The 11,423-nt window shown below is 64.1% G+C and carries 12 protein-coding genes; 6 read left to right on the top strand and 6 right to left on the bottom strand.

The genetic code is table 11. The annotated features are described in order from the left end of the window. Positions 1-13: 13 nt before the first annotated feature. Complete coding sequence (locus C7T96_RS23050; protein WP_158264448.1) at positions 14-313, top strand: autoinducer binding domain-containing protein; 300 nt, start codon at positions 14-16, stop codon at positions 311-313. After that, entirely contained in the window at positions 271-600 is a 330-nt protein-coding gene (locus tag C7T96_RS23045) for a helix-turn-helix transcriptional regulator (protein WP_106573607.1), read from the top strand. The genes C7T96_RS23050 and C7T96_RS23045 overlap by 43 nt, the downstream gene beginning before the upstream one ends. A 23-nt stretch (positions 601-623) precedes the next feature. On the opposite strand, the gene C7T96_RS23040 is transcribed toward C7T96_RS23045, so the two are convergent. From C7T96_RS23040 to traA, 6 genes are all read right to left on the bottom strand, one after another. Continuing rightward, positions 624-962: a transcriptional repressor TraM gene (locus tag C7T96_RS23040; protein ID WP_106573606.1), complete on the bottom strand. Its 339-nt coding sequence runs from the start codon at positions 960-962 to the stop codon at positions 624-626. 290 nt (positions 963-1,252) lie between these two features. After that, positions 1,253-1,912, bottom strand: a complete 660-nt coding sequence (locus tag C7T96_RS23035) for an acyl-homoserine-lactone synthase (protein WP_106573605.1) — start codon at positions 1,910-1,912, stop codon at positions 1,253-1,255. Positions 1,913-1,995: 83 nt separating this feature from the next. Further along, positions 1,996-2,745 (bottom strand): LuxR family transcriptional regulator, encoded by a 750-nt coding sequence (locus tag C7T96_RS23030; RefSeq protein ID WP_106573604.1) that lies wholly within the window; start codon positions 2,743-2,745, stop codon positions 1,996-1,998. A gap of 517 nt (positions 2,746-3,262) precedes the next feature. Beyond that, a complete protein-coding gene (locus tag C7T96_RS23025; RefSeq protein WP_245414232.1) occupies positions 3,263-4,414 on the bottom strand; it encodes a conjugal transfer protein TraB in 1,152 nt (383 codons plus the stop codon). 4 nt (positions 4,415-4,418) lie between these two features. Beyond that, positions 4,419-4,952, bottom strand: a complete 534-nt coding sequence (gene traF, locus C7T96_RS23020) for a conjugative transfer signal peptidase TraF (RefSeq protein ID WP_106573602.1) — start codon at positions 4,950-4,952, stop codon at positions 4,419-4,421. Beyond that, positions 4,949-8,254: a Ti-type conjugative transfer relaxase TraA gene (traA, locus tag C7T96_RS23015; protein ID WP_106573601.1), complete on the bottom strand. Its 3,306-nt coding sequence runs from the start codon at positions 8,252-8,254 to the stop codon at positions 4,949-4,951. The genes traF and traA overlap by 4 nt, the downstream gene beginning before the upstream one ends. Positions 8,255-8,505: 251 nt before the next feature. On the opposite strand from traA, the gene traC reads away from it, so the two are divergent. The 4 genes from traC to C7T96_RS22995 all read left to right on the top strand — a co-directional run bounded on the left by traC (position 8,506) and on the right by C7T96_RS22995 (position 11,267). Continuing rightward, on the top strand, positions 8,506-8,769 hold the full coding sequence (gene traC, locus C7T96_RS23010) for a conjugal transfer protein TraC (protein ID WP_106573600.1): 264 nt from the start codon (positions 8,506-8,508) through the stop codon (positions 8,767-8,769). A gap of 4 nt (positions 8,770-8,773) precedes the next feature. Beyond that, the gene (gene traD / locus C7T96_RS23005) at positions 8,774-8,989 is read left to right on the top strand and encodes a type IV conjugative transfer system coupling protein TraD (RefSeq protein WP_106573599.1); all 216 of its coding nucleotides are present in this window, start codon (positions 8,774-8,776) and stop codon (positions 8,987-8,989) included. Further along, on the top strand, positions 8,976-10,889 hold the full coding sequence (gene traG, locus C7T96_RS23000; protein ID WP_106573598.1) for a Ti-type conjugative transfer system protein TraG: 1,914 nt from the start codon (positions 8,976-8,978) through the stop codon (positions 10,887-10,889). Before traD ends, traG begins: the two co-directional genes overlap by 14 nt. A gap of 111 nt (positions 10,890-11,000) precedes the next feature. Beyond that, positions 11,001-11,267, top strand: coding sequence for a WGR domain-containing protein (locus C7T96_RS22995; protein WP_106573597.1), 267 nt, complete (start codon positions 11,001-11,003; stop codon positions 11,265-11,267). Positions 11,268-11,423 lie beyond the last annotated feature (156 nt).

The following is an 11,423-nucleotide window of genomic DNA, read 5'->3' as shown; positions in this document are numbered from 1 at the left end:
GACACGCCTGCCATTGAACGCCAATCTGCTCAATCTCATCGACAGGCTTTCGCTGCCGCTTGACGAGCGTGCGGCTCGCCGGTCCTTGCGGGATTTTGCGGACGATACAGGGTTCGATTTCTTCGCCTATCTCTATCTTCGTGGTCCGGAGAGCTTCGCGGTCTCGAACTATCCGCGCGCCTGGCAGGAGCTTTATGTGCAACGGGAGTTCATCCGGGTCGATNCAGGTCTGGAATCTCGATTTCGATTCCCGTGGGGTTCAGGGACCGCATGGTGTTCACGCTTGCGAGCGGGAGGCCTGTATCGAAACTGAGCGAGGACATCGATCCGGTCACCGCTGCGGTCTCCGTCGCCTTCGTGCACTCCCGACTGGGAGGTGAACGTGGCGACGCGTCGCTAGCGACCGGCATCCGGCTATCGCCGCGCGAGGCTGAGTGCCTGCGCTGGTTCGCGGAGGGGATGTCGATGGCCGATATCGCTCTCATGCTCGACATCTCGTATCGCTCCGTTCGGTCCTATATCGACGCGGCTACGAACAAGCTGGGCGCCGCCAACAACCGGCAGGCAGGTACGATTGCTACACGAATCGGACTAATATGACCGTGGTCATGCCAGCTAGCCGGCTAATTGATCACTGGGCGCTGCCCGTCGACCTCAGGAACGAACCCGAGGCGCTCGACCACCAGGCTCACGACCTGATGCTGCGCATGAAGGTTGAGCATGGCGATCCGGTAGTCGTGCCTCAACTGCCCCAGATGCTCGTCTGTCGAACCGGCGGCGTCAAGCTGGCTGACCTCCTCGAACAGCTCCTGGGCCTTCTGCAACCGGCTCCTGTTCTCCCGAATGACCGCGACGGCCACCTGTGCCAGCTCTTTCTCACTCAGCTCGGCCAGGAGGGCGTTGATGACACTGGATGTCGCCGCCGGGCCGGGTCCGATGTCGACGTCTGGTTTTGTTCGCATTCAATCCCTGCGGCTTGGTTCGCGGTGCGCCCCCGCAAACTATAAAGACCATGACCCCAAGCCGGGGGTTAGAAAACCGCCACAGACGGTCCCTGCGACCTTTAGCACGAGTGCCTGGACATGCGTCGCAGGCCCCCGGCCGTGGCCAGAGGATCCTTGGTGTCGCGTCAGCCGACACCTGCTCTGTGGTGGGGTTTCTAAGCCCCAAGGCGGCGCGTACCGCCTCGGAGCCCTTATAGGACATGGTTGCCGCGTCGACCAGAGAACCATGTCACAAAAGCGAGGGTCGATTAGGCGTGGCGGGGGATTGGGGTCTGCCGCGGCTCTACATTCGCCAGCACAGGCGCGAGAAGTCTGCCGGCTTCGCCCAATCGCTCGCGCATGTCGTCTGACATGTCGAACACGCCGGCATAGGTCATCGTCCTGCCGATGCGCGTGGGGGTGCCGATGACCTCGAAGACGCAATCGATCGTGCGAAAGATTCGCGCCATTCGCGCGTCGAAGACGGATACGACGTGCTCGACACCAGCCCGCTGGCAAGCCTCGACGATGCCGCACAAGAGCTCGATTGTCGTGCGGTTGACGACATGGTTGGCTTCCGCACGTTCGCATGTGTTGAACGCGGCAGGATTTACGGCGAACCGGGAGCTTTCCCAGATGAGGGGGCTCGCCGGCGCCCCGCCCGGCACAAGAACCGGAAAGACGTCGCGCAACATGTTCGGGCCGGTGGTTGGCAGCAATCTCACGGCGCCCAGGAGCGCTCCGGTCCGGTCGTCCAGCGACAGAAGGTAAAGGGGATCTTCGGCGTCGAAGCGGTCTACCTCCCTGCCATCGGTGACGGTGACATCCCATTCAAGCCGGTCGGCGAATACCGCCGCCCGCATCCGAAACATCTCGTCGATCAGGGTTGGATGACGGTCGCGCTCTGCGCCCTCGACGATGGTGATCATGGTGTTGCTCCTTGCGTTTGTTAAAAACGCTGAAGCAACTAGACCCCGGGAGATGGCCTCGAAATCCGGCGCATCTGCCGGATTTACGGCAGTTGAGTGAGCAGACTAGCCTTGCCGGCTTTGTTGACCGCATGGGTGTTGTTGGCGGCACCTAGCTTGTGGCGGGCGCTCTCAAGATAGCAGCGCACGGTGTGCTCCGACAGACCGAGGATAACGGCGGTCTCCCACGCCGTCTTTCCCTCGGCTACCCACAACAGGCACTCTCGCTCGCGCGGGGACAGCCTGGCCTGCTCCACGGTCTTCCCCTCCAACCGCAGAATCGCCTGGTGCATATGGAGCGCCAGCATTTGGAAGTCGCGCATGTAGTGGAGTCGGAGGTACCGCCAGTCGCGATCGCTGGCGTCGCTCGTGATCGAGACCAGCGCTCTATCACCATGCTGGCCGTGGACGGGCAGGGAGATGCCACGACGGCCGAGGCCGAACTCCTTTGCCTCCCCGAACAGGCGCCGAACGTCCTCGTCTGCCCGATCGAACTCGTCCCAGTCGATGGGCAGCATACGGCGCATACCGATCTGCACGGTCGGATCGATATCGACGAAGCGCTGGGCCTTGTAGTGATCAACCCATTCGTTCGAATAGGTCACGGCGAGATAGGGGGATTGTCCAGGCTGTGCAGTCACCCCAGCGCCCAGATAGGCCACCGTCTTCAGCCCATAGATGTCGAGCAGCCTACCCAAGAGTGCGGGAATCCCAGTCGCGTCGGTTAGCTCCCCAAGCTTTTCGAGCAGTTCGAACAGTTCCAGATCATCGGAATTTCGATCTCGTCGGTTCATGCTCGACGCCCTTTCTGCAGTGCTGTAGTGCGTACGACCGATGATCGTCGATCAAGGAAGACCGGACCAGGCGACATTCCTGCCCGGCGATGAATTCTATGCGGGCCCCACGGCCAGCCGCCGTTCGGGTGGCCGATCCGCTCACGTTCTGGTGGCCGCCGGCCGGCCGCCTTCCATCGTCGGTCGCATGCAAGACCTGGCGCACGCCCCGACGACATGGCGCCGAGCTTTGCCGTGCAGGGCGCCAACACCATGACGCTCGGGTGGTTCTGGTGGCGGCTCTAGATCGGCGCGTCGAGGAGACGTACTTTGTGTTGAATAGGTTGGAAATTGGGCCGAATAAAGATGATTTTTTCCATCATCTTTTAGAGGCACATTGGCTGCAGAAAATCAAGGAGAGGCCTTCGCAAATGCTCTCATGATCGGGTTGTACTTCCCCATTTGAGCTTGGTTCGCGCCATACGGCTTCCGGTCCCCTGACGCTTAACCGCACAGCCCGGCTAGTCATCTGCTCATCTCAGATGTTGAACGCCATGATAAGTGGAAGATCAAAGAGCCGTGCCCAGGCAATGGTTGCGGACTTCTGAATAGCGACGATGCTGGTGCCGTCTGTCCACCAGCCGTTTCCCGTCGCCACAATGATGTCGGGCGAGTAGAGTGCCGATTGCAGAAAGGGCGATACAATGAGCTGCTCGTAGCAGATCAACGGGGCAATCCGTGCGCCACCGAATTCGACGATCGGATTTGCGAAGAATTGGGCCCGCGCGCCACCGGACTTGCCGATCAGCGCTAGCCAGGGCTGCCACATCGAGACCGGCACCGGCATTCTCTGACGGTAGAGGATGCGCGCTCCCTCGCCCGAGACTTCGACCATGACATTGTCATAGCCCTGCTCGTCAACCAGGATCGCTCCGGCATTGACGGTGACGTCGACTCCCTTGAGCTCACGGACCCAAAGGCGTTCGACGGTCGGCGACCAGACACCGGCGGCACCCTCGGGCAGTACCACGATCTTGTTGCCTTGGGCCACTGCCGCCTTTACTGCGGCGATCGTCTCGCGATGCTGGAACAACTCTGCATATGTGCCGCGCTCACCCCCGAATTCCGTGTCGACACCGATCCAGCCATCAGGCAGGCTGGGATCCGTCCATGTTGCGGCGGACCAGGCAAACGCTCCTCCCAAGACGAGCGTTGTGATCGGCCAGACCTTTGTCGTCATGACGAGGAGGCCGATCGCTGTCGCTCCGAGCCCCCACCAACCCCAGCCCGGGAACACGATACCGGCGGCGGTGATCGGATGCGCCCACCCAACGATGCCGAAGGGCGGCACGCTCATGAGGACCGCTGCCATGGCATATCGCACAGTCCGCCCACTCCCCGGCCGGGACGTCCACAACACCGCATGTACGGAGACGAAGGCGAGCGATGCGCCGAGCCAGAGCGCGAGACCTTCGGCTGTCCCGCTGCCAAAGTAATTGACAACGCCCTGGGGGAGACCGCGTGAAGCCGCGAGGAAATACCCCGCCGATACAATGCCGGCGGCGATCGGCGAGGGAGCATTTGCCCACAGGGCGGGGAACGCTATGGCGAGCGGAAGGGTGAGGGGATTGCCGCTCCATGCGATTGCTCCGGCGGCAACGGCAAGCACCGTGAGACCGACAGTCTTCACGACGTCACGGGTGAATGGTGAGGACGGGCTGGGCCAGGCCGAGGACACCGGCGGCCGGGACCGGCCCGAAATATCTCGAGTCATAGGAACCTGCGAAATCAGAGTGGAGGAAGATGCGACCGGGCGGCACGACGCCGCCGGCGAAGGGAATGAGCGCCCTGCCCTCGCCGTCAGCAGCGCGCAGCTCCGATCCTGCGAGCGGCACGCCGTCGACGGAAACGGAACCGGCGATCTCCACGCGCTGTCCCTGTGTCGCAGCGACTGTCTTGATCATCGGGCTCAGCCATCCCGAACAGAGCCCCGACCGCAGATATCCTCGCTGCCGCGCGAGCGTGAACACAGGTGTTGGCGGTGGGCAGATCATTATGAGATCGCCGACGGCAACCTCACGGTCGAGCGGCGCGATCCGCCAGATTCCGAGCGGGTAGCTCGAGGTAAGATTGAAGCGCAGGCTACCTAAATAGCCGAGGGAGAACAGGCCGCTCACGACCGCGACGCCGATCCAGAGAACTGTGAGCGCCCGACGCCTGCGGGTCATTTGAGCACCTGGGACTGACGCTGGCTCTGTCGCAGCGCCTCGATCTCCTTTAGCGCCTTCACGGTGCGCTCGTGGGCAGCGAGTTGCTGGCCGGCGCGCATGATCGGCCAGGCCGCAGCGAGCTTTTCGCGTTCGGCCGTGGGCAGGCCGAGGGCTGCTCTCCTGAACACGGCGCCCTCAGTGTCGCGCGCGCCGTTCGAGAGCAATGTGCGTTCTCCGAACCGCTCGGACACCGCCTTGTTGAAGCCGTCGATTTCGGCTTTGGCCATGCGATCGGCGAGAGCGAAGCCGAGTGCTGCCGAGAGATCGTTGCGGTCGATTGCATCGCGCACCTGTTCGAGCACGACACGCGCAGCGGGTGAAAGCGCAGGAATATCGATCGAGACGCGACGGCGTAGCGCCGTTTCATCGGCCTCGAGCCTGCGCTTGGCCGCTTCACGCAAACGCAGGTAGCGCTCAACCTCGCGCCCGAGGGCCGGCACGTTCGCCTCGGCCTCGTGCCGCGCCTCGCGATCCACTCTGCCCGCCAGAAACCCTTCACGGCCGCGCAACGCGCCGATCGAAGCGGGTTCACGCGCAAGCAGTCCGAGACGCTCTGACGCAGTTGCCGGATCGGTGAGCATGGCGTCGAAGCGCATGGCGCCAAACGCCGCCTCCGGATCTGCGAAGACCATGCGGAACCGGTCGGAAACCTCCTCCCACTGTCTCGCGACCTCCTTTTCCGCATGGGCCTTCTCGGCTGCGACGTCGGCGACGGATCTGGAGAATGTGGTCACGCCCTTGACCATCGGCTCGGCCTCCTTCTTCGATTGGACCTCGGACAGGGTGGCGTCGAACAGCCCGATGCGGGCGCCGACGGCGCGAAGCATTCGGCCGAGATCGGCAAGGCGTCGCTTCTGGCGCAGCGTCCAGTCCAGCCGGTCGCGAGCGAGTGTGCGGGCGACCCGCATAAGCTGAAGTCCACGGCTGTTGGCGAAGCTGAGCGCCTGCCGGTAGAAGCGTCCAGCGGCATAGTCGAGGGTGGTTTCCTTGGCGTTCCGCCGCGACAGGAGCGTGTCGAGCCCACCCGCGATCTGGAACGACCGCGCGCCATAGAAGAGCTGAAGGTCCTCCCTGTGCCGGGTCATCGCGACATAGGTCAAATGCCGGTCCAGCGAGAGCGAGGCGAGCACCTTGACGCGATCGACGGTCGCGCCCTGGCTCTTGTGGATCGTGGTGGCGTAGCCGAGATCGAGATTGCGATAGAACCGCTCCTCGACCTCAACGCGGCGCCTGTCGGTGCCCTCGCCGATCTCGGCGACAATCGTGCCGGGCCCGGCTTCGACCACCCTGCCGATCATGCCGTTCTTGACGCCGAGCGCGCCGTCATTTCTGAGAAACACGATCTGGTCACCGGCGTCGAAATTCCGTCGCCCCTCTTCCGTCTGGAACACGTAGCCCTCGCCGACAATCCCACGTTCGACCAGCCTTTCGCGGGCGAGCCGGTTGAGTTCGCGCACGTCACGACGCAGATGGGCCAGGATGAGCGTGGATTTCTTGGGATCGTATTCGCGGTTCCAGGATGCGATCAGGCTGTCGACCGCCTGGGCCTTGAGCTTCTCCCCGATCACCATGCCGTGGCCCCTATAGGCCGAGAGCGCCGCCGTCACATTACCGCGCGCCAGATCGAGCGAGGCGGTGCGCATCCAGGCGTCCTTCTGGCGGTAGATCGTCTCGAGCTCTGCATAGCCTGTGCGCTCGACGATGGCGCGGAAGGCAGCACCTGACTCGATCGGCTGGAGCTGCTCTGCATCGCCGACAAGCACCAGCTTGGCGCCAGCCTTCGAGACCGCCTCGACGAATGTCGCCATCTGTTTCGACGCGACCATGCCGGCTTCGTCCAGGACAAACACGGTCTTCCCATCGAGGCGCCGGCGGCCCTGTTTCCAGGCTAGCTCCCACGACGCCAGAGTACGCGAAGGGATCCCAGCTTCCGTCTCGAGGCCCTCGGCCGCCTTACCGGCCAGCGCGCCCCCGACCACCGTGTAGCCTGCCACCTCCCATGCCTCGCGCGCCGCGCGCATCATGGTCGTCTTGCCGGCGCCGGCGCGGCCGACAACGGTGGCAATCCGCGCGCCGGAGCTCACGTGCGCGATTGCCGTGCGCTGCTCCTCCGACAGACGGTCGTGACGCGCGAACACGTCGGCAACGATCTTCTCCCGGACGCCAAACCCCTTCGCCTTCACGAGCGCGGACGCCCGGGACACCATCTCCGCTTCGAGGCGGATCAGTTCGCGCGTGGTGAGCCTGTCCGGCAAGCGCGCGCCGGTCACAAAGTCGACCGCCCCGGTTTCGAGGCGAAGACAATCCGGGCTCTGAAGAATCCGCGCCAGGAGCTGCTGGAAGGCACCGGGATCGTCGACATAGCGGTGCAGCACCTTGGCGATGTCGCGCTCATCGAACACGCTCTTTTCGCGGCTGACGAGATCGAGCACGATGTCCGGCCGGGCCTGAATGCGCTCGGCGTTCACCGCGCGCGCAGCCGCATGCGAAGCGAGACGTTCGAGCCTGGGTGCCCTGCCCTCGCGCGTTGCCCGGCGCTCGATCGCCTTTGCGCCCGGGCCGATATGGGGCGTGGGCACAAGGTCGATGCCGCGCTCCGCATAGGATCGTCCGTCGACGCGGATCTCGAAGCCGCCCAACGCGAGGTGCTGGTTCTGAAGATCGAGCCAGCGTTGCCGCTGCTCGAGGAACTCGGCCTTCTCGCCCGCCCAGAGACGATACTGGATCTTTCCGTTCTTCGTGCGGATCGCCTGGCCGTCCGCTCCGATCACGGCGACCTTCTTTGCCCCGAAGCCGCTCTCGGTCAGGGGGCGCAGCGTCGTCATCAGATGCACATGCGGATTGCCTGGATCGTCGTGATAGACCCAGTCGGCGACCTGCCCGCGGCCGAGCACCTGCTCATGGACAAACTGGCGCACTAGCGCGGTGTTCTGCGCCTTCGACAGTTCCACCGGCAGGGCGATGATGAACTCCTTGGCGAACTGCGCGTCGGCGCGTTTTTCAAAGGCCTCGACCTTGTTCCAGAACGCTTCGGCGGCGCCCGCGGTCGAGCGGTCGGCGATCATCTCGCGCGCCCATTTGGGCGCATCGGCGGGAAGCAGGAATTCCTCGTGAGCGAGATTGCGCTTGCCCGAATAGTCGACGGTCCTCGCCTCGGCCGCATGCTCCATCTTCGCGCAGTGCCGATAGGCGGCCGACAGCACGGCACTGCGCCCGTCGGCACGTCCGATGATCTGGGGCGTGAAATGCGTGATGGCCACGGTGAGAGTGATCCCGGCGGTTGAACGACATGCGTTCCGCAGGCCACGCCTCTCCCGGGCGGGTCCGGGCGCGGAACGTCGCGTCAGCGACGTATTACTGCGCCCTTGGGGCATTCCTTCGGAACGCCGGGATGATCTCTCAAAGCGTCGGCTTCGCCGACCCGTCATTTCTGCCGGGTCGCGCTGCGCGCGATCCCGGCCGATCCTCGCCATCGCCACAACGCGAATGGTCGAGAAGGAAGACTACCGGAATGAAGAAGCCGTCATCGAAGATCAGAGAAGAAATCGCCAGGCTGCAGGAGCAGCTCAAGCAGGCCGAAACGCGCGAGGCCGAGCGCATCGGACGGCTCGCCCTTAAGGCCGGTCTCGGCGATATCGAGATTGAGGAGCGCGCCCTTGTGACCGCGTTCGAGGAACTCGCGGCACGGTTTCGCAAGGGGAGCGGACGGGCGGCCAGGCCCACGTCCGCACCGGTCGCGCCTGGCGCGGCTCAGGGGCCGTCTGGCGAGGCTTGAGCGGATGCGCCAGGCAAGCCAGTCAGAGGCGCGCAAGAAGGACACGCGCGAGAAGATCCAGCTCGGCGGGCTGATCGCCAAGGCCGGGCTTCGCTACGAGAAGCGCGCTTTGCTGCTCGGTCTCCTGGTCGACGGCGCAAGCCGGATAAGGACCGACGAAGCCGAGCGGGCGCGCCTGATGGCGATCGGGATGAAAGCGTTCGCCGATGACCCCGACTAAGCTAGCCTTGCTCCTTGCCCCCGTCATCATCATGACGGGTGCATGTCTCGGCCTCACGGGGATGGAGCACTGGCTCGCAAGCTTCGCCCGCGCGCCGGACGCGCGCCTGATGCTTGGCCGGATGGGCATCGCGCTGCCCTACGCGGCCGCAGGCGGGACCGGCGTCGTGTTTCTCTTTGCGGCCAGGGGCGTGGTCTCGATCCGGCTCGCGGGCTGGGGGGTCGTCGCCGGCTCGTTGGTGGTGATCACAATCGCTGCCATTCGCGAGATCGGCCGGATCGCCGCTTTCGCCGCAACGGTGCCGCCAGGCTCATCGATCGCCGAATACGCCGACCCCGCCACGCTCACCGGGACGGTCGTCGCGGCGGTCGCCGGCGTCTTCGGTATGCGCGTCGCCATGCGCGGCAATGCCGCCTTCGCGGCGTCCGCACCCCGCCGGATCCAGGGCAAACGCGCCATTCATGGGGAAAGCGAGTGGATGACTATTTCTGCTGCCCGGCGTCTCTTTCCTGAGGCCGGCGGCACCGTCGTCGGCGAGGCCTGTCGCGTCGACAGGCAAGCGGCCTGCGGGCCCGGTTTCCGCGCCGACGACCGCGCGACCTGGGGTGCTGGGGGGAAATCGCCGCTGCTGTGCTTCGACGGTTCGTTCGGCTCCTCGCACGGGCTGGTCTTCGCCGGGTCGGGCGGCTTCAAGACCACCTCGGTGACCGTTCCGACAGCGCTCAAATGGGGCAGCGGGCTGGTCGCCCTCGATCCATCAAACGAGGTCGCGCCGATGGTGATTTCTCACCGGCGCAAGGCCGGCCGATCGGTCTTCGTGCTCGACCCGAAGGAGCCGGGCACCGGCTTCAACGTGCTTGACTGGATTGGGCGCTTCGGCGGCACAAAGGAGGAGGACGTGGTGGCGGTCGCCACCTGGGTCGTGACCGACACCGCTCGCCAGGCTTCGATCCGCGACGACTTCTTTCGCGCGTCCGCGCTTCAGCTCATCACCGTGCTGATCGCCGATGTGTGCCTGTCGGGGCATACGGAAAAGGAAAGCCAGCATCTGCGGCAGATGCGAGCGAACCTCTCCGAACCCGAGCCCAAGCTGCGCGAGCGGCTGCAGCTGATCTACGACAATTCCGAATCCGCGTTCGTCAAGGAGAACGTGGCACCGTTCATCGCCATGACGCCCGAGACCTTCTCCGGCGTCTATGCTAATGCGGTCAAGGAGACGCATTGGCTTTCCTATCCAAACTATGCCGCGCTGGTCTCCGGCAACAGCTTCTCGACCGACGATCTGGCGGACGGCGACACCGACGTGTTCGTCAATCTCGATCTCAAGACGCTCGAAGCCCATCCCGGCCTGGCGCGCACCATCATCGGCGCCCTGGCCAACGCCATCTATAACCGGAATGGCAAGGTGAAGGGCCGCACGCTGTTCCTGCTCGATGAGGTCGCGCGGCTGGGATATCTCCGCATCCTGGAAACCGCTCGGGACGCCGGGCGCAAATACGGCATTAGCCTGTTGCTCCTGTTTCAGTCCATTGGCCAGATGCGTGAGACCTACGGTGGGCGGGACGCATCGAGCAAATGGTTCGAATCGGCGTCGTGGATCTCTTTCGCGGCGATCAATGACCCGGAGACCGCCGATTACATTTCGCGACGCTGCGGCAACACGACGGTCGAAGTGGAGCAGCTGAGCCGGACCTCGCGCATGTCGGGATCCTCGCGCACGCGTTCGCGACAACTCTCCGCGCGGCCACTGATCCTTCCGGAAGAGGTGCTGCGCATGCGCGGAGACGAGCAGATCGTGTTCACCTCAGGCAACCCGCCGCTACGATGCGGCCGCGCCATCTGGTTCCGGCGGGAGGATATGAAGGCGATCGTCGGGGAGAACCGGTTTCAGCGGACGTAGTCGCCAAGAATCTCGCAAGGGTTCTTGGCATCAATGTCATGAATCGATGACCGTTCATCGATTCAAGAAACTCGTTGGACGCCGCTTCCGTAGAAAGCGAGACTCCCCAGCATGAAAGATCTACATCCGGTTCATCTTCGCCGTATCGACCCGTCGCAGAACATGCGGCGGTTCTACAGCATTTCCCTTCAGCCCACGTTGTTCGGCGGGGCATCCCTTGTGCGGGATTGGGGCCGGATCGGAACGCGCGGCCAGTCGATGATCGAAACCTTCGACACGCCCGCCGAGGCCGGCGATGCGTTGACCCGGCTCGAGCGGAGGAAGCGCCGCCGCGGATATCTCGACTCGTATGTCTCGCGGAGCGGCGGGCGGGTCTGAAGACACCGGCCCCTACGGGCGGGCGGCCATCGCCTAGGCTCAGGACCTATTAATTCCTTTTGAGATGTGATTCACGGTCTTTGAGAAGGAGGCCGTGATGGGTGATTTGTTTCTGCTGAGCGAGGGCCAGATGGCGCGGATATCGCCGTACTTCCC

Origin of the sequence: Nitratireductor sp. StC3, assembly GCF_003015025.1 — a bacterium.
Lineage (GTDB): Bacteria > Pseudomonadota > Alphaproteobacteria > Rhizobiales > Rhizobiaceae > Mangrovimarina > Mangrovimarina alexandrii.
This window is presented reverse-complemented; position numbering and strand designations above follow the sequence as displayed.